Here is a 16,527-nt window from a genome sequence, read left to right as displayed (position 1 = left end):
CCGGGGAGCTGTGATGCGGGCCGCGATGCGCGCCCGTCAGCCGCGTGGCGGCGGGGGCGGATGCGCGCCGGCGGAGAACGGCGGCGGTGCGACAGCGACGAACGCAGGCTGGCGACGCACGCGCGGCATCGCGTCGCACGGTGGCGCGGCGATGACGGGGCGTTGGCGGTCTGCGTTCATGACGAAATCGGGAAAGGATTCGAAGATCTGGCGATGCTATGCCTGCAAGGCGGCCGCGTCAACGGGTGGTGTGCCGGGTCGCGCCGGAGTTCGAGCTGCGCCACCAGCGCCTGCAACGTGGGCGCGCAGCCGGCTTCGACCTTCAGCGCCAGCATATCGTCCGCGCGCGTGGTGCCCAGGTTGAGCGCCGCCACCTGCTTGCCCATCTGCCCGGCCCAGACACAGAAGCGGTAGCCCGAATACACCATCAGCGACGAGCCCACCACCAGCACCGCGTCGGCGGCCTCGAGCGCCGCGCGCGCGGCATCGACGCGCACGCGCGGGACCGACTCGCCGAAGAAGACCACGTCAGGCTTGAGGATGCCGCCGCAGCGCCCGCACTCGGGCACGCGGAACTGCGCGAACAGCGGCGATTCGAAATGCACGTCGCCATCGGCGGCGGGCTCGGCGATCACGTCGCGCAGCGCGGCGTTCTGGTCCAGCAGCCAGTCCTGCAGGCCGGCGCGGTCATGGCGTGCGCCGCAGTCCAGGCAAATGGCGCTGGCCAGGCTGCCGTGCAGCTCGATCACGTCGCGGCTGCCGGCGCGCTGGTGCAGGCCGTCGACATTCTGCGTGACCAGCGCGCCCAGGCGGCCATGCTCGCCCAGCCGGGCGAGCGCATGGTGCGCGCCGTTGGGCCGCGCCTGCCACGCCACCGGCCAGCCAAGCATGCTGCGCGCCCAGTAGCGCTGGCGCCCGGCGTGCGAGCCTAGGAAGGCCTGCAGCGTGATCGGTTGCGAACGCTGCCACTGGCCGCGCGCGTCGCGATAGCCGGGGATGCCGGAATCCGTGCTGATGCCGGCGCCGGTCAGCACGAACAGGCGCGGATGGCGCCGCACGAAGTCGAGCAGCGCGTTCAACTGGCCGGATCCTCCGCGTGCCGCGCCGCGTGGCGCGCCTCCCACGCGCGCAGTTCCTCGCGATAGCGGTCCAGCTCCTGGTAGTAGAAATCGAAGATGCACGGATCGCAGCCGGAGCCGCAGCATTCGTCGTCGCCGGGCCGTTCGGGCGGCACGGGGCGCGGGTCGTCCGCGGGGTTGGCGACAGGGTTGACGGGAGACACTTGGGACACGGACTGCACGCCGCTGCGGGCGGAAATGGCGGATCAGCCGCCAGTATATGCCGCCGGCGCCAACCACGCCGCCCCCACGCCGCCCCCACGCCGCCCACCACGCCGCCGACCACCCCGCCACCCGCCACGTGGCTGCAGCGCCGGGCCAGTGGCGCTCAGTGGTTCAGCAGCACGCTTCCGACCGGGATCACCAGCGCGGTGCCGGACAGGCAGGCGATGTCGTCGTCGGCAAGCCAGCGCGCCACCACGTCTGCCAGCCGCGCGCCGATGCGGGCCAGCTCGGCCGGGTCGGCCAGGTAGACGGCGTCAATCACGTCCTGGTCGAATGCCAGCGACGCGCTGATGCGGCAGCGGCCGGGCGAGCCGGGCGGCTCGGCCTGCCAGCTCACCTGCACCTCGCTGCCCCCGGCGCGATGGTATTCGGCCGACATCGGGAACAGCCGGCAGGTATGTTCGCGGGTCCACTCCACCAGTGCGGTCATGGCGATTCCCCCTCTGTGCGGGCTGCGCCCGCCCTGGTCTGCGTTCATCTTAGTCACTGCAAGCGGCCTGTGCAGTGCGCTCCCGGCAGCGGATGCCGATCTGCACGCTTCCGAGCGGCATGATGAATTGTTTTGCGGCGCGCACTCCAGGCGGCCCGTGCGCCGCGTTTTGCCCGAAGATAAGCCGACGCCCATCCCGGCCGCGCACAGACCGGGCAACCGGCGCCGCATTGCGGCTGCCTGCTGAACGGACGACGACATGAAGGCAGCCACACCCTGGGGGTTGCGGATCCTGCGGCTGGCAGCGCTCGCGCTGGCGGCTTGCCTTGCCGTTGGCGCCCGGGCCGCGCCGGACGCAGCGCCGGACGCAACGCCTGACTCCGCACTCGCGCCGGCACCAGCGATCATGCCCCCGGCACCCGCCGCGATCGACACACCCGCCGTGAGCGCCGCGCCGGCCCGCGGCGCGCGTCCGCGCATCTGCCTGGTGCTGTCCGGCGGCGGTGCGCGCGGCGCCGCGCATATCGGTGTGCTCAAGGTGCTGGAGGATCTGCGCGTGCCGGTGGACTGCATCGCCGGCACCAGCATGGGCTCGCTGGTGGGCGGCGCCTATGCCACCGGCATGTCGCCCGCCGAGATGGAACGGCTGGTCAGCGGGCTGAGCACCGAAAAGCTGTTCAAGGAACGCCCGCCGCGCAAGGACCTGACCGTGCGCCGCAAGCAGGACGATTTCACCAACCTGTTCACGCCCGAGATCGGCGTGCAAACGAGAGGGCTGCTGCTGCCCAAGGGCGCGGTCTCGGGCGTGCAGCTTGAGACGGTGCTGCGCCAGCTGGCGCGCACGCCCGGCTACCGCGACTTCGACAAGCTGCCGATCCCCTACCGCGCCGTCGCCACCGACCTCGTCGCCGGCACGCCGGTCGTGTTCAACGCCGGCGAGCTGGCCAACGTGATGCGCGCCAGCATGTCGGTGCCGGGCGCGGTGGCGCCGGCGGAATACCAGGGAAGGCTGCTGGTCGACGGCGGGCTCACCGACAACCTGCCGGTCGGCGTGGCGCGCGCGATGGGCGCCGATGTCATCATCGCCGTCAACCTCGGCACGCCGCTGATGAAGCGCGAGGAGCTGACCTCGGTCATCGGCGTGACAGGCCAGATGCTCAACATCCTGACCGAGCAGAACGTGCGCGCCTCGCTGGCCTCGCTGGGCCCCGCCGACGTGCTGATCGAGCCCGCGCTCGGCGATTTTTCCGCGACCGACTTCGACCACCTGACCGCCACCATCCCCATCGGCGAAGCCGCGGCGCGCAAGGTGGCCGAGCGCCTCGCGCCGCTGGCACTGCCGCCGGCGCAGTATGCGCAGCTGCGCGCGGCGCAGCAGGCGGTGTCGCCGCCCGACACGCGGCCGGTGGATGCGATCGAGCTGGCGCCGCTGCACCGCGTCAATCCCGAGTTTGCGACGGCGGTGATGGAGACCAAGCCGGGCGAGCCGCTTGACCAGGCCACGCTCGACCAGGACATGCGGCGGCTGTTCGGCACCGGCGACTTCGAGCACGTCAACTACGGCATCATGGAAGAGCCGGGCAAGCGCATCCTAGTGGTCAATGCGGTCGAGAAATCGTACGGGCCGGACTACCTGCGCTTTGGCCTCGGGCTCAGCACGGACTTCCGCGGCGATGCGTTCTTCAACCTGATCGGCAGCTACCGGCGCACCTGGCTGAACTCGCTTGGCGCCGAATGGCGCACCGATCTGCAGGTGGGCCAGACTACTTCGCTGACGAGCGAGTTCTACCAGCCGCTGAACACGCGCCAGTACTTCTTCATCGCCCCGCGCATCGAGCTGGAGCGCCGCCCGGTCAACGTGTTCCAGGGCAGCACCCGCCTGGCCACCTATGACCTGCGCCGCCTTGACGTAGCGCTGGACGTGGGCAGCCAGTTCACCAAGTACGGTGAGCTGCGGCTGGGCGTGCAGACCGGCACGCTGGACGCCACGCTGAGCACCGGCCCGGAGGCGCTGTCGCCGGGCCCCGGCAGGATCAAGCGCGGCGCAATTACCGGCCGGCTCTTCTTCGACCAGCTCGACAGCGTCGACTTCCCGCGCTTCGGCTATGCTGGCTCGTTGCGGGTCTATGCCTCGCAACCGGGACTCGGTGCCGACGATTCCTATATCAAGGCGCAGGGCGACCTGGTGTATGCCCATTCGATCGGAAACCATACCGTGTCGCTCGGGCTCAAGGCCGGCACCAATGTCGGCAACCCGCTGCCGCGCTATGACCTGTTCCAGTGGGGCGGCTTCCTGCAGCAATCCGGCTATGCGACCGGGCAACTGCTGGGCGGCAACCTGCAGTTTGCGCGGCTGGTCTACTACAACAAACTGGCGCGGCAGACGCTGCTGCAGGGCATCTACGCCGGCTTCTCGCTGGAGGCAGGCCGCATGGGTGCGCCGCTGGTGCCGGGAAGCCCGACCGGGCTGCTCAAGTCGGGATCGCTGTTCCTGGCGCTGGACAGCCCGCTCGGGCCACTCTATTTCGCCTATGGCCGGGCCGCGGCCGGGACATACAGCTTCTACCTCTTCCTCGGCAAGCCGTTCTGAGACGCGGGTCCACCGCAACGTGGGCCGCGCGTGTGATGCGAGCGTACCCCACCGAAGTTGTATGTAATGTCTTAATTCAAAGGTCTATACTTTTCCCGTCAGCAAGACCCCCTCTTGAATGACGACCCTTCCCCGGTCGCCGCTGCCCCAGCGGCGACTTTTTTATGGGCGGTCGCCGCATTCGGGCAACGGCCGCGAGCATGGTTGCCCACCTCCTATCCCCGCCTCGGGCCGCGCTGCCGGCCGCACTCGCGGAGGTTTCCATGCAGATCGGTTTCACCATTTCACAGCGGCCTGTCGCGTGGTCCGGTGCGCTCGCTGGTGGCCACGCTGACCTTCATGGCGGCGGGCTTCCTGACGGTGCTGGTGCAACGCCACCTGCTCGGGAGGTATCGCATCGATCACTAAACGCGCATCGTGGCCACCGGGACACAGTTGGATGCACGCAATGCTGGCCCGTTGCGCCAAGCCGGTTTAAGATTGCGCGATTATCGAACAACGAACCCGGACAAGCACAGCCCAATGGAAGTCCTCCGCCCCATCGGTCTCGGCCATGCACAGGCCGACACCGTCCGCGTCGCCCGGCCGCAGGCCGATTTGCTGAGCAGCTTTGCCGGCGATCCCAATTTCATGCTGTCGCTGGCGCGCGGGCTGACCGTGCTGGAGGCCTTCTCGGAACGCAAGCGTCCGCTGACCATCTCGCAGGTGGCGCAGCGCACGCAGCTGTCGCGCGCCTCGGTGCGGCGCTGCCTCTATACGCTGGAGCAGCTTGGCTATGTCAGCCAGCAGGAGGGCCAGTTCGCGCTGCGCCCGCGGGTGCTGCACCTGGGGCATGCGTATTTCTCTTCGACCTCGCTGGTGTCGCTGGCGCAGCCGATCCTGGACAACCTGAGCGCGCGCATCCACGAGACCTGCGCGCTGGCCATCCTCGACGGCACCGACATCCTCTACCTGGTCCGCTCCGAAGTGCAGCGGGTCCTGAACTACTCGCTGGGCATGGGCAGCCGCCTGCCGGCCTACTGCACCTCCAACGGCCGGCTGCTGCTGGCGCACCAGCCGGCCTCGGTGCTCGACGGCTTTTTCGAGCATGCCGAGCTGCGTCCGCGCACGCTGCAGACCAAGGTGTCGCGGCAGGAGCTGGAGGCATGCTTCGCGCGGGCACGCGAAGTCGACTACGTGATCGTCGACGAGGAGCTGGAGCCGGGCCTGCGCGCGATTTCCGTGCCGGTGCGCTCGGCCTCCGGCATCGTGCTGGCTGGCCTGAGCGTGAGCGTGCGCGCCGCGCGCGTACCGGAAAGCGAGATGATCACGCGGCTGCTGCCGCCGATGCGCGAAGCCGCGGCGGCCATCGGGCGGCTGATCGGCTCCTGACGGGCCGCGCCTCGCGCGCCGGGATGTTCAGCCCCGGTGCGCCAGCTCCAGCGCGAATACCAGCCGCTGCAGGAAGTTCTCCATACGGCCGTCCGGATTGATAAAGGCGCAGCCGAAGTGGTGGATGGCGTTGCCGTCATGGCCGACCAGCCAGTGGCCAACCACCTGCAGGTCGAGCTCGACCTTGCCCAGCTCGCGGAAGTCGAGACGGCACTTGGCCACGGTGGTACCGACCGGCAACTGTTCCTCGGTGACGCTCTTGGAGCGCAGCCCGACGCCGGACAGCGACAGGTCGGCAATGTCCAGGCACAGCAGCGCATTGTCGGCGCCCCGGATTTCGCAGCGGTAGCCCTTGGTCACCAGTGTGCGCGCGCGGAAATGGCGGCGGCGCTGGAAGTGATAGAGCTTCTCCGGAAATTCGACGACAAAGGCCGGGCCTTGCTCGAAGCGGGTCGCGGCCGGCTGCCCCACCATAAAGTTCACCGGCACGCCGCGCAGCAAACCCGAGAATGCATTCTCTTCCGAGGTCATCAGCGACTGCCGCTCGGCGTCGGCATTGCACCAGTCGAACACGAAGGTCCGGTTGACCGGATCGACCTGCAGGATCGAGGTGACGAACTGGTGCCCGGTACGGGTGCGCACGCTCAGCATGCACTTCTGCCACGACAGGTCGCGCAGCACGGTGCCGATCTGGGAGTTGTGCGTGAGGCGGTAACGATCGTCCGCCGGCGTGTCGGCGGCGGCAGTGTCGGTCTCGGTTCCGGTGCCGGCCCCGGTGGCTTCGTGCTGATTCATGGATTCACGCAACGTCTGGTATAGCGGGATGCCGCCGGCTGGGGGTGTAGTGGGGGCGCGGCAGCCAGTCGGCCTGCCGGCCGCGCGCCGCATGTTAAGCGCGTGCCCCCGCGTCCGGCAAGACTCATGGCGACACCTTCGGCAAAACTGTGGCAGAACTTGAGCACAGACTTACGGGGGGTAGCGCCTGCGCCGCTTTCAGGCGTCCTTCGGCTCCAATGGCGGCCCCGCCGGGGATGCGGCCGGCGCCAGCATTGCCTGCGCCTCGTCGCGCAGCCACGCGAGCAGCAGCAGCCGGCGCGTGTCGTGCTCGAACGGCGCCGGCGACAACAGATGGTACGCCGACCCGTCCGGCGTGAAGCCGAACGGGGCAGCCAGGCGCCCGTCGGCGATCTCGTCGGCGGCCATCAGCCGCGAAGCCATGGCCCAGCCGAGGCCCGCCGCCGCGGCCTGCAGGCTCAGGTAGAAGTGCTCGTACCAGGCATCGCCCTCGAAGCGGACGGCCTGCGCGTCAGGGCCGGCGGCAGCCAGCCAGCGTTGCCAGGCATCGGGCCGGGTGCGCGTATGCAGCCGTGCCGGAACAGCGGCGGGACCCTGGGCCAGCAGCGGGCGGCACACCGGCCCGACCCATTCCTGCGCCACCTCGCGCGCGTGCCAGCGCGGCTCGAAGGCGAAGTCATTGCGCCGCAGCGCCAGGTCGGCGCCGCTGCGCGCGAAATCGATCGGGCCGCCCGCCGCCATCAGGTGCAGCGGGATGTCAGGGTGGCGCGCGGCAAAGCGCGGCAGGCGCGGGATCAGCCAGCGCATTGCCACGGTCGGCTCGCACGACAGCACCAGCGCCCGGCCAGGCGGCTGGGTGCGGATGCGCGCCGCGGCGCCGGCCAGCATCTCCATTGACTGTGAAGCGGCGGCGAACAGCGTGCGCCCCGCATCGGTCAGGAAGACGCCGCGGTTGCGCCGCTCGAACAGTGCCACGCCGAGCGTGTCTTCCAGCTGGCGGATCTGCCGGCTGACCGCGCCGTGGGTCAGGTGCAGTTCTTCGGCCGCGCGCACGAAGCTCTCGTGGCGTGCGGCAGCCTCGAAAAAGCGGATCCAGCCCAGCCAGTGCATCGGGATTTTCAGTCAGTTTTTCTCACGTATTTGCGCGAGTATATATCGGTTGTGAGTCTCGTTTGTGGCACGCAGAATTGGGTACGCTTTGCCGTGCCGGCCTAGTCCGGCGGCGGCGATCGGCTCTCAACCCCAACGTAACCTCACACAAAATGATTCCAGTTGCCCTTCCAGTCGTCGAACCGCTGGCGGTCGCCGCCGTGACCGTGCTCGCCGTGGTCAGCCCCGGCCCGGATTTCGCCATGGTGACCCGCAACAGCTACCTGTACGGCCGCCGCGCCGGGCTGCTCAGCGCCCTTGGCATCGCAATGGGGGTGCAGGTCCATGTGCTGTACACGATGTTCGGCGTGGCGCTGCTGATGGCGCATGCGCACAGCGTGCTGACGGTGGTGAAGGCGCTGGGCGCGGCCTACCTGGTGTGGATCGGCCTGCAGACGCTGCGCCGGCGCGCGCCGCTGGCGGTCGACCTGCACGGCGCCCCGGCACTGCGGCCGGCCGCGGCCTTGCGCATGGGCTTCCTGACCAATGCGCTGAACCCGAAATGCACGCTGTTCGTGGTCAGCACCTATACGCAGGTGGTCGACGCGCACACGCCGGTGCCGGTGCAGTTCGGCTACGGTGCGTTCATGTCGCTGGCGCACCTGGCGTGGTTCAGCCTGGTGGCCGGTGTATTCGCCGCGCCGGCGTTGCGGGCGGCGATGCTGCGCCGCCAACGTCTGCTGGACGGCGCCATCGGGTCGGTGCTGTGCGGGCTCGGGGCCGCGCTGGGGCTCAGCAACCTGGCGTAGCAGCAGGCCGGGCCAGTGGCCACGCCTGCAGCACGAGGTGCTCCGCGCCCTGCGGTCCCAGCCGGCTTTCGAACAGCACCAGCCGCTGCACCGGCCAGGGATCGCTGGCGAGCATCCGTTGCGCGTCGAGCCAGGCGCGCAACATGGCCTCGGGTACCGTCGGGCGGCAGCGTGCCAGCGTCAGGTGTGGGTGGTAGCGGCGGCGCTCCGGCTCGATGCCGGCGGCCTGTGCCAGCGCCTGCCCCACCGCGGCATGCAGCGCGCGCAGTGCGTCAAGCCCGGGACCCGGCGCGAGGCCGGCCCACAGCACCGAGCCCTGGCCGGTCCGGAAGCGGCCGGTGCCTGCAGCCTGCAGCGTGAAGGCGGGCGCTGCGAGTCCGTCGAGCGCGGCGTTCAGCTGCGCCTCGGGCACGCCGCATTCGCCGAGGAAATGCAGGGTCAGATGAACCTGCGTGGCCGGCACCGGGCGCAGGCCGGTCGCCTCCGGCAGGGTCGACAGCAACCGCTCCGCCCGCGCCGGCGGCACTTCCACGGCGAAAAACAGGCGCGGCATGGCGCCGGCTCAAGCGCCCGCCGGGCCGACACCCTCGCGCCGCAACAGCGCGCGCTTGCGCTCGATGCCGCCGGCGTAGCCCGTCAGCGCGCCGGCAGTGCCGAGCACGCGATGGCAGGGCACGATGACGGACAGCGGGTTGCGCCCCACCGCGCCGCCGACCGCGCGCGCGTGCGTCGGCGGCAGGCCGAGGGCGCCGGCCAGTTCGCCGTAGGACGCCGTTGCGCCGCATGGAATGGCCTGCAGCGCGTGCCAGACGCGCTGCTGGAACGGGCTGCCCGCGAAGCGCACCGGCACGGTAAAGGCGTCGCGCTTGCCGGCGAAGTATTCGGCCAGCTCCAGCGCGGCGCGTTCGAGCACGGCCGCCTCCTGCAGCGATGCTTCGCCACTGCTTGCTGCCACGTTGGCGGGATAGTACTTCTGCCCCGCGAAGAAGACGCCGGTCAGGTGCGTCCCTTCCGCGCGCAACAGCATGGTGCCCAGCGGGCTGTCGATCTGGCGATAGCTGCTCATGTCATGGTCTCCGGTTCGGACGCGGCGGGCGCGTCCTTCATGGTCTCATAGCGATGCCACAGGTGGACCGCCGCATAGGCGCGCCACGGCGCCCATTGCGCAGTGCGCGCGTGCATTGCACTGACGGTGCCGACGCCCAGCACCTTGCGCAGCGCATAGTCGGTGCCAGGGAAGGCATCGGGCCAGCCCAGCGCGCGCATGGCGACGTACTGCGCGGTCCAGTCGCCGATGCCGTCGATGGCGCGCAGCGCCGCGACGGTCGCTTCGGGCGGCGCGTGCGCGTCAAGCGCGAGTGTGCCGTCGGCCACGCGCTGCGCCAGCGCCTGCAACGTGTGCGCCTTGCCCGCCGGCACGCCGGCGTCGCGCAGGTCCTGCGGCGGCATGGCGGCGATGGCGGCGGCGCTCGGGAACAGGTAGCGCAGACTGCCCGGCAGGGCATCGGGCAGCGTTGCCGCCGAATCCGCGCGCTGCGCCAGTGCGGCCAGGATGCGGCGCGCGTGCGCCACCGAAATGACCTGACCCACCACCGCACGCACGGCAATCTCAAACCCGTCGACGCTGCCCGGCAACCGCATGCCCGGCACGGCCTGCGCGAGTTCGCCGAGATGGCGGTCGACCACATCGGGGCGGCAGCCCAGGTCGCACAGGCGCCGCACCTTGCCCAGCGCCTGCGGGATCGCGCGCGCCAGCGACGCCGACAAGGTCACGCGCAACACCATGCGGCGCGGCACATGCTCAATGCGGACCCAGCCGTCATGCACGGTGCCGCCCGCTTCCACGCGCAGCGTGCGCGCATAGGCGCCGTCGCGGATCTCTTCGATGCCATCCACCGCGCGCGCGGCCAGGAAGCCCAGCAGCGCCTCCCACGCCAGCGGCGGCCGGTAGCCAAGCTCGAACACGAGCCGGTCGGCCACGCCGTCGGCAGCGCGCCGGCGCAGCGCGAGCGGGGTCAGGCCGTAGCGCGTCTTCAGCACATCGTTGAAGCGGCGCACGCTGCCGAAGCCGGCCGCCAGCGCCACCTCGGTCACCGGCAGCGCGGTGTCGGCCAGCAGGCGCTTGGCCAGCAGCAGCCGCTGGGTCTGCGCGTACTCGAGCACCGAGACACCGAACTGCGCATCGAACAGGCGCCGCAAATGCCGCTCGGTCACGCCGATGCGCGCGGCCAGCGTGGTGACGCTGCCTTCGGCCATGAAGCCTTCGTCGATCAGCGTGGCGGCGGCCTGCGCGAGCCGGCCCGAGATATCGGCAAGCCCGTGCCCGGGCGCCAGTTCCGGGCGGCAGCGCAGGCAGGGCCGGAAGCCGTGCTTCTCGGCGGCGGCGGCACTTTCGTAGAAGGTGCAGTTCTCGCGCTTGGGGGTGCGTACTGCGCACACCGGCCGGCAGTACACACCGGTCGAGGAGACGCCTACGAAGAAGCGCCCGTCGAAGCGGCGGTCATGCGATGCCACGGCCTTGTAGCAGGTGTCGGGATCAAGGTTCATGCAGGCATGCTACCGCTTCGGCCGCCTGGGCACCGGCTGGATTCGGACATTTCCCTCTGGCATGCAGAGGTGGGCTGCGGCACAGTTCCGGGTATGGGCGGCGGCTAGAATTGCGCTTTGCGCCACTGCCGCGCCCCCCTTCAGCTCATTACCCGGCAGCCAGCCCACACCGGAGATGCCATGCGCCGTTTTGCCCTGCACCTGTCGATGCTTGCCTTGCTGGCCCCGCTGCCCGCGCCGGCGCAACCCGTGCAGCCGGTGCCGGCGGCATCGCCTGCGCAGGCGCAGCAGGTCGCCACTGTGGAGGGCATCACCGAATACCGCCTGCCCAACGGCCTGCGCATCGTCATGGCCCCGGACGCGGCCAAGCCCACCACCACGGTCAATATCACCTACCTCGTGGGCAGCCGCCACGAGAACTATGGCGAGACCGGCATGGCCCACCTGCTCGAGCACCTGCTGTTCAAGGGCACGCCTTCGCTGCCGGGCAAGGCCATTCCGACCGAGTTCGCGCGGCGCGGCATGAGCGTCAACGGCACCACCACGCAGGACCGTACCAATTATTTCGGCACCTTTGCCGCCAGCGACGAAAACCTCGACTGGGCGCTGCGCATGGAAGCGGACCGCATGGTGAACAGCGTGCTGTCCAAGGCCGACCTCGACAGCGAGATGACTGTGGTGCGCAACGAGATGGAAATGGGCGAGAACAGCCCGTCGCGCATGCTGATGCAGCAGACCATGTCCGCCGCATACCGCTGGCACAACTACGGCAAGGCACCGATCGGCGCGCGCAGCGACGTCGAGAACGTCAGCATCGACAACCTGCGCGCGTTCTACCGGCGCTACTACCAGCCGGACAACGCGGTGCTGGTGGTGGCGGGCAAGTTCGATCCCGCCGCCACGCTGGCACGCATCGAGCGCTACTTCGGCCCGATCCCGCGCCCCACGCGCGTGCTGCCGCCCGAGCATACGGTCGAGCCGGCGCAGGAAGGCGCGCGCGAACTGGTGATCATGCGGCCCGGCGACAACAGCCTGGTGGCCGCGCAGTACCACGTCAGCCCCGGCGCACATCCCGACACCACGGCGCTGTCGCTGCTGACGATCATCCTCGGCGACACGCCCGGCGGGCGCCTGTACAAGGCGCTGGTCGAGCGCGGCCAGGCCGCTTCGATCGGCAGCGCGTTCTATGCGATGAAGGACCCCGGCACGCTGCTGTTCATGGCGGAGACGTCCAGGGACCAGTCGCTGGCAGCCGCGCGCGCGGGCCTGATCACGCAGGTCGAAGGCTTTGCCGAGGCCCCCGTGACCGAAGCCGAGCTGGAACGCGCACGCGTGCGCATGCGCAATGCCTACGACCACTACATGAGCGACCCCGGCGCGCTTGGCATCGCCCTGTCGGAGGCCATTGCAAAAGGCGACTGGCGGCTGTTCTTCCTGAACCGCGATCGCATCGAGACCACCACGCTGGCGGACGTGCAGCGCGTGGCACAGAACTACCTGCAGTCGTCAAACCGCACCGTGGGCCTGTTCGTACCGTCCGCGCAGCCAGCCCGCGCGCAGGTGCCCGGCAAGCCTGATGTCGCCGCGATGGTCAGCGGCTACCAGGGCAAGCCGGCGCTGGCCGCGGTCGCGCCGTTCGACCCCAGCCCCGCCAATATCGACGCACATACCACGCGCCAGACGCTGGCCAACGGCATGCAGCTAGCCCTGTTGCCCAAGCCCGCGCGCGGCGAGGTGGTGCATGGCGTGCTGGTGCTGCGCATGGGCGACGTGCAGAGCCTGCAAGGGCTGACCACGGTGGGGGCGATGACCGCGTCAATGCTTCGGCGCGGCGCCGCCGGCATGAACCGCGAGCAGATCGCCGATCGCATCGAGGCGCTGCGCGCGCGCGTCGGCATCGGCGGCAGTTCGGAGCGCGTGACCGTCAGCTTCGAGACACGCCGGACGCAGCTGCCCGAACTGCTGGCACTGCTGCGCGAGATCCTGCGCGCGCCGGACTTTCCCGAAGCGGAGTTCGAGACGCTGCGCAAGACCAGCATCGCGGATATCGAAAGCATCCAGAGCCAGCCGGGCGTGATGGCGTCGAACGCACTGGGCCGTCACGGCGATCCGTATCCCATGGGCGATCCGCGCCACGCGCGCAGCTTTGCCGAGAACATCGCCGACCTGCGCGCGGCCACGCTGGCGCAGGTGCGCGATTTCCACGCGCGTTTCTACGGCGCGGGCAATGCGCAACTGAGCCTGGTAGGCGACTTCGATGCGCCGGCCGCGGCGGCGCAGGTCGCGCAGCTGTTCGGCGACTGGACCGCGGCGCAGCCGTTTGAACGCGTCGACCGGCCGTTCGTGCCGATTGCGCCGGCCGAATTCACGCTGCCCGCGCCGGGCAAGGCCAATGCCGTCTACGTGGCCGCGGCGCCGATCGACCTGACCAGCGACTCGCCGGACTATGCGCTGATGATGATCGCAAACCGCGTGCTGGGTGGTGCCAGCCTGCGCAGCCGGCTGGCCGACCGCCTGCGCCAGCAGGAAGGGTTGAGCTATGGCGCCAGCAGCTGGGTACAGGTGGGCGCGCTCGACCGCGCCGGCCGCTTCGGCGTGCAGGCGCAATACGCGCCGCAGAACCTCGCGCGCTTGCAGCGCACGGTCGCCGACGAGCTCGAGCGCTTCACACGTGACGGCATCACCGCACCGGAACTGGCAGAAGCGGTCAGCGGCCTGCTGCAGCAGGGCACGGTCAGCCGCAGCAATGACGCGGCGCTGGCGGGTGCGCTTGCCAACCAGCTCTACCTGGGCCGCACCATGGCCTTCACCGCGGAACTCGAGGCTCGGCTGCGCGCGGCCACGACGGAATCGGTCAACGCCGCGATCCGGCGCTATATGCAGGCGGGTGGCATGTCGCGCGTCTATGCGGGCGACTTCAGCGGCGCGCCTGCGGCGCAGCCGACTCAGGCACGCGAGGCGGCCAGCGGCAGCCAGGCAGGCGGCGGGGCGAACACTGAAGCCGCCGGCGCCACATCGGCCGCGCAGCCCTGACATACCGGGGAAACAAAGTTCGGCTGCACTGGCGGGAAGCGCAGGACCGGCCAGGCAGCAGCTGCCCGGGCGGCTAGGCTAACGGCCGGGGCGCGCAAGGCCGGGCATGTAGGCATCGCCGCGGTGCAGGCTCTTGCCGCGACCCCGGGTTGACTGTATATTCGTACAGTATAAGTCGATACAAGAGGTGTGGATGTCAATCGTGCGAGCTGGCAGCAAGGCAGAAGCGCTCCGGCTTCTGGCCTCGGAAAACGTGCTGGCGCTGGAGCTGGACTACGAGACAGGCTGGCAGGATGCGGTCGAACTCGGCAGGCTCGGAGAAAAGCGCGGTATCAAGGTGCAGTATCGCGGACAGGAAAGCATCGCCGTCCGCTCCCGCGAAGCCCTGATCGAAGGGCTTGCCAAACCCAAGGGCACGTTCCGCCAACGCAATCTCTATTGCCAGTTCGATCTCGGCACGCTGGCGGACCATGAACTGCTCGACCTCGAGGCCAAGGCCACGCGGCTCGGGGACTATATTCTCGCGGGCCACCTGCTGCGCGATGTCGATGGAGTGTGGCCGCAGCCAAAAAGCGAGCAATAAGCGAGCAATAAGCGCTGCAACCAAAAGCAAAGGCCGCCATGCCGGCGGCCTTCGACCTTCTATATTGCACGCGGCGCGATCAGTGCCAGACCCGCGTCGCGTTGGCCCATCGCGCCGCGCACGATTGCGTGGCGGCAGCGGCGATTGACTCGGCCGCATCATCGGCAAGCTCGCCGGCATCGGCCGGCGACACCTGCGCGGCGCTGTCCAGCGCCGTGCGCCACATGACTGCCGACACCAGCGTCTTGCATTGGCGGCGTTCGCCATGCGCCAGCGCCAGCAGGCGCTCGTAGCCTTCCATCACGATCAGGCGGTCGCCGCGGCATGGCTGCAGCTGCAGCGTGTACAGGTGATCGCATTCGCAATGCAGGCTGCCGCCGCTTACCGCCAGCACGATCGCGCCGGGCAGCGCAATGCCGCTGGCCTGCACCTTGCCGCGCAAGCGCGCCAGGTGCGCGTGCGCGCGCGGGTCGCTGTCCTGCGCCATATTGGCCGGCACCGCGCCCAGCGCCATCAGCTCCGCGGGCGATACCGCCAGCGTGTACGCCTGTAGCGCAGTGCGATAGGACGCCACCACCGCGCGCAGGCGGTGCGGCGTGTCAACGTCATGGCCTGCCGGCCCGCGATCCTGCCAATCGTCCATGTCGACTCCTGCCGCGCCGGGCGTTTGCATGGTCAGTCGCGCAGCAGCTGCTTGGCGATGATCAGCTGCTGGATCTGCGTGGTGCCTTCATACAGGCGCAGCAGGCGCACGTCGCGGTAGAAGCGCTCAGCCTTGTACTCGGCGATATAGCCGGCGCCGCCGTGGATCTGCACCGCGCGGTCGGCCACGCGGCCCACCATCTCGGTACAGAACATCTTGGTGCAGGAGGCCAGCATGCTGACTTCCGGATCGCTCTTGCCGGCGGGCTTGGCGTCGTAGCGCTGCGCGCAGTCACGCACCATCGACAGGCCGGCGTAGAGCTCGGCCTGGCTGTCGGCCAGCATCGCCTGGATCAGCTGGAAGTCGCCGATGGGCTTGCCGAACTGCTTGCGCTCCTTGGCATATGCCACCGCGTCGGTGATCAGGCGATGCGCCATGCCGCAGGCCAGTGCCGAGATATGCAGGCGGCCGCGGTCGAGCACCTTCATGGCGGTCTTGAAGCCCACGCCCGGCACGCCGCCGATGATGTTGGCGGCGGGCACGCGCACGTTCTCCAGCACCACGTCGCAGGTCTTTGTGCCGCGCTGGCCCATCTTCTTGTCCGGCTTGCCCAGCGAGATGCCCGGGGTGTCGGCCGGCACGATGAAGGACGAAATGCCCGAGGCACCCGCACCGCCGGTGCGCGCCATCAGCGTGAAGGCGCCGGCGCGCGGTGCGTTGGTGATAAAGCGCTTGGTGCCGTTGATGACGTAGTGGTCGCCGTCAAGCTCCGCCCTGGTCTGCAGCGAGGCTGCGTCGGAGCCGGCATTCGGTTCGGTCAGCGCAAACGAGATGATCAGGTCGCCGCTGGCGATACGCGGCAGGTAAGACTGCTTCTGCTCCTCGGTGCCATCCATCAGGATGCCCTGCGAGCCGATGCCGACGTTGGTGCCGAACACCGAGCGGAAGGCAAACGCGGTGTGGCCGAGGTCATACACCACATCGCATTCCTGCGACATCGACAGGCCGATGCCGCCGTAGTTTTCGGGAATGGAGATGCCGAACAGGCCCATCTCCTTCATGTCCGCGACGATATCGGCGGGGACGTCGTCGGTCTCTTCCAGCGTGTCCTCGGCGGGCTTCAGGCGTTCGTCGATGAAGCGCTGCACCGAGGCGCGCAGCAGGGCAAAGGATTCTTGGTCAAGGGCCATGAGGATTCTCCGGGTCAGGCAATACGTCGGTCTGGCCGACATGGTACGCCGGCGGCGCGATTTGACAATCCACTGGAGATTGGACAGAAGCGTCAACAAAATTT

General features: G+C 69.4%; 15 protein-coding genes and 1 pseudogene. 6 read left to right on the top strand and 10 right to left on the bottom strand.

Annotation, left to right across the window (positions count from 1 at the left end; genetic code table 11):
• Positions 1-176: 176 nt before the first annotated feature.
• The 3 genes from AC5WJ1_RS22350 to AC5WJ1_RS22340 form a co-directional block, all read right to left on the bottom strand.
• On the bottom strand, positions 177-1,079 hold the full coding sequence (locus AC5WJ1_RS22350) for an NAD-dependent protein deacetylase (protein WP_434034344.1): 903 nt from the start codon (positions 1,077-1,079) through the stop codon (positions 177-179).
• Complete coding sequence (locus AC5WJ1_RS22345; RefSeq protein ID WP_371704433.1) at positions 1,076-1,291, bottom strand: oxidoreductase-like domain-containing protein; 216 nt, start codon at positions 1,289-1,291, stop codon at positions 1,076-1,078. The genes AC5WJ1_RS22350 and AC5WJ1_RS22345 overlap by 4 nt, the downstream gene beginning before the upstream one ends.
• Positions 1,292-1,446: 155 nt before the next feature.
• Positions 1,447-1,821 (bottom strand): hypothetical protein, encoded by a 375-nt coding sequence (locus AC5WJ1_RS22340; protein ID WP_240745747.1) that lies wholly within the window; start codon positions 1,819-1,821, stop codon positions 1,447-1,449.
• 211 nt (positions 1,822-2,032) lie between these two features.
• Here AC5WJ1_RS22340 and AC5WJ1_RS22335 point away from each other — a divergent pair, with 211 nt between their 5' ends.
• The 3 genes and pseudogenes from AC5WJ1_RS22335 to AC5WJ1_RS22325 all read left to right on the top strand — a co-directional run bounded on the left by AC5WJ1_RS22335 (position 2,033) and on the right by AC5WJ1_RS22325 (position 5,734).
• Positions 2,033-4,363 (top strand): patatin-like phospholipase family protein, encoded by a 2,331-nt coding sequence (locus tag AC5WJ1_RS22335; protein ID WP_135703331.1) that lies wholly within the window; start codon positions 2,033-2,035, stop codon positions 4,361-4,363.
• Positions 4,364-4,654: 291 nt separating this feature from the next.
• Positions 4,655-4,771: pseudogene (locus AC5WJ1_RS22330) on the top strand (YeeE/YedE family protein); the annotation flags it as partial.
• 114 nt (positions 4,772-4,885) lie between these two features.
• Positions 4,886-5,734: an IclR family transcriptional regulator domain-containing protein gene (locus AC5WJ1_RS22325; RefSeq protein WP_135703333.1), complete on the top strand. Its 849-nt coding sequence runs from the start codon at positions 4,886-4,888 to the stop codon at positions 5,732-5,734.
• Between the two features lie 27 nt (positions 5,735-5,761).
• Here AC5WJ1_RS22325 and AC5WJ1_RS22320 read toward each other — a convergent pair whose 3' ends face one another.
• Positions 5,762-6,529, bottom strand: coding sequence for a flagellar brake protein (locus AC5WJ1_RS22320; protein WP_133095594.1), 768 nt, complete (start codon positions 6,527-6,529; stop codon positions 5,762-5,764).
• A gap of 198 nt (positions 6,530-6,727) precedes the next feature.
• Positions 6,728-7,639 carry a LysR substrate-binding domain-containing protein gene (locus AC5WJ1_RS22315; RefSeq protein WP_135703334.1) on the bottom strand — a complete coding sequence of 304 codons (912 nt, stop codon included), beginning with the start codon at positions 7,637-7,639 and terminating at the stop codon, positions 6,728-6,730.
• Between the two features lie 152 nt (positions 7,640-7,791).
• Here AC5WJ1_RS22315 and AC5WJ1_RS22310 point away from each other — a divergent pair, with 152 nt between their 5' ends.
• On the top strand, positions 7,792-8,427 hold the full coding sequence (locus AC5WJ1_RS22310) for a LysE family transporter (RefSeq protein WP_434034341.1): 636 nt from the start codon (positions 7,792-7,794) through the stop codon (positions 8,425-8,427).
• Here the strand turns inward: AC5WJ1_RS22310 and thpR are convergent.
• Genes thpR through AC5WJ1_RS22295 form a run of 3 tightly spaced genes read right to left on the bottom strand, consistent with a single transcriptional unit; the run spans position 8,411 to position 10,974 of the window.
• Positions 8,411-8,980, bottom strand: a complete 570-nt coding sequence (gene thpR, locus AC5WJ1_RS22305; protein WP_135703335.1) for an RNA 2',3'-cyclic phosphodiesterase — start codon at positions 8,978-8,980, stop codon at positions 8,411-8,413. The genes AC5WJ1_RS22310 and thpR overlap by 17 nt on opposite strands.
• A 9-nt stretch (positions 8,981-8,989) precedes the next feature.
• Positions 8,990-9,493, bottom strand: a complete 504-nt coding sequence (locus tag AC5WJ1_RS22300; protein ID WP_135703336.1) for a methylated-DNA--[protein]-cysteine S-methyltransferase — start codon at positions 9,491-9,493, stop codon at positions 8,990-8,992.
• A complete protein-coding gene (locus AC5WJ1_RS22295) occupies positions 9,490-10,974 on the bottom strand; it encodes an AlkA N-terminal domain-containing protein (RefSeq protein ID WP_135703337.1) in 1,485 nt (494 codons plus the stop codon). The genes AC5WJ1_RS22300 and AC5WJ1_RS22295 overlap by 4 nt, the downstream gene beginning before the upstream one ends.
• 180 nt (positions 10,975-11,154) lie before the next feature.
• Here AC5WJ1_RS22295 and AC5WJ1_RS22290 point away from each other — a divergent pair, with 180 nt between their 5' ends.
• Both AC5WJ1_RS22290 and AC5WJ1_RS22285 read left to right on the top strand, forming a co-directional pair.
• Entirely contained in the window at positions 11,155-14,007 is a 2,853-nt protein-coding gene (locus AC5WJ1_RS22290; RefSeq protein WP_494476961.1) for a M16 family metallopeptidase, read from the top strand.
• Positions 14,008-14,200: 193 nt separating this feature from the next.
• A complete protein-coding gene (locus tag AC5WJ1_RS22285; protein WP_135703339.1) occupies positions 14,201-14,590 on the top strand; it encodes a PHA-granule associated protein 4 in 390 nt (129 codons plus the stop codon).
• A 79-nt stretch (positions 14,591-14,669) separates the two neighbouring features.
• On the opposite strand, the gene AC5WJ1_RS22280 is transcribed toward AC5WJ1_RS22285, so the two are convergent.
• Both AC5WJ1_RS22280 and AC5WJ1_RS22275 read right to left on the bottom strand, forming a co-directional pair.
• Positions 14,670-15,233 (bottom strand): hypothetical protein, encoded by a 564-nt coding sequence (locus AC5WJ1_RS22280; RefSeq protein ID WP_135703340.1) that lies wholly within the window; start codon positions 15,231-15,233, stop codon positions 14,670-14,672.
• A 32-nt stretch (positions 15,234-15,265) separates the two neighbouring features.
• The gene (locus AC5WJ1_RS22275; protein ID WP_133095585.1) at positions 15,266-16,423 is read right to left on the bottom strand and encodes an acyl-CoA dehydrogenase family protein; all 1,158 of its coding nucleotides are present in this window, start codon (positions 16,421-16,423) and stop codon (positions 15,266-15,268) included.
• Positions 16,424-16,527 lie beyond the last annotated feature (104 nt).

This window comes from Cupriavidus sp. MEYA8 (assembly GCF_059278825.1).
This window is presented reverse-complemented; position numbering and strand designations above follow the sequence as displayed.

Excerpts from the sequence above, each read along its gene's own strand:
- AC5WJ1_RS22340 (WP_240745747.1), bottom strand. The coding sequence starts at position 1,821 with ATGAACGCAGACCAGGGCGGGCGCAGCCCGCACAGAGGGGGAATCGCC.
- AC5WJ1_RS22335 (WP_135703331.1), top strand. The coding sequence starts at position 2,033 with ATGAAGGCAGCCACACCCTGGGGGTTGCGGATCCTGCGGCTGGCAGCG.
- AC5WJ1_RS22325 (WP_135703333.1), top strand. The coding sequence starts at position 4,886 with ATGGAAGTCCTCCGCCCCATCGGTCTCGGCCATGCACAGGCCGACACC.
- AC5WJ1_RS22320 (WP_133095594.1), bottom strand. The coding sequence starts at position 6,529 with ATGAATCAGCACGAAGCCACCGGGGCCGGCACCGGAACCGAGACCGAC.
- AC5WJ1_RS22315 (WP_135703334.1), bottom strand. The coding sequence starts at position 7,639 with ATGCACTGGCTGGGCTGGATCCGCTTTTTCGAGGCTGCCGCACGCCAC.
- AC5WJ1_RS22310 (WP_434034341.1), top strand. The coding sequence starts at position 7,792 with ATGATTCCAGTTGCCCTTCCAGTCGTCGAACCGCTGGCGGTCGCCGCC.
- thpR (WP_135703335.1), bottom strand. The coding sequence starts at position 8,980 with ATGCCGCGCCTGTTTTTCGCCGTGGAAGTGCCGCCGGCGCGGGCGGAG.
- AC5WJ1_RS22300 (WP_135703336.1), bottom strand. The coding sequence starts at position 9,493 with ATGAGCAGCTATCGCCAGATCGACAGCCCGCTGGGCACCATGCTGTTG.
- AC5WJ1_RS22295 (WP_135703337.1), bottom strand. The coding sequence starts at position 10,974 with ATGAACCTTGATCCCGACACCTGCTACAAGGCCGTGGCATCGCATGAC.
- AC5WJ1_RS22290 (WP_494476961.1), top strand. The coding sequence starts at position 11,155 with ATGCGCCGTTTTGCCCTGCACCTGTCGATGCTTGCCTTGCTGGCCCCG.
- AC5WJ1_RS22285 (WP_135703339.1), top strand. The coding sequence starts at position 14,201 with ATGTCAATCGTGCGAGCTGGCAGCAAGGCAGAAGCGCTCCGGCTTCTG.
- AC5WJ1_RS22280 (WP_135703340.1), bottom strand. The coding sequence starts at position 15,233 with ATGGACGATTGGCAGGATCGCGGGCCGGCAGGCCATGACGTTGACACG.
- AC5WJ1_RS22275 (WP_133095585.1), bottom strand. The coding sequence starts at position 16,423 with ATGGCCCTTGACCAAGAATCCTTTGCCCTGCTGCGCGCCTCGGTGCAG.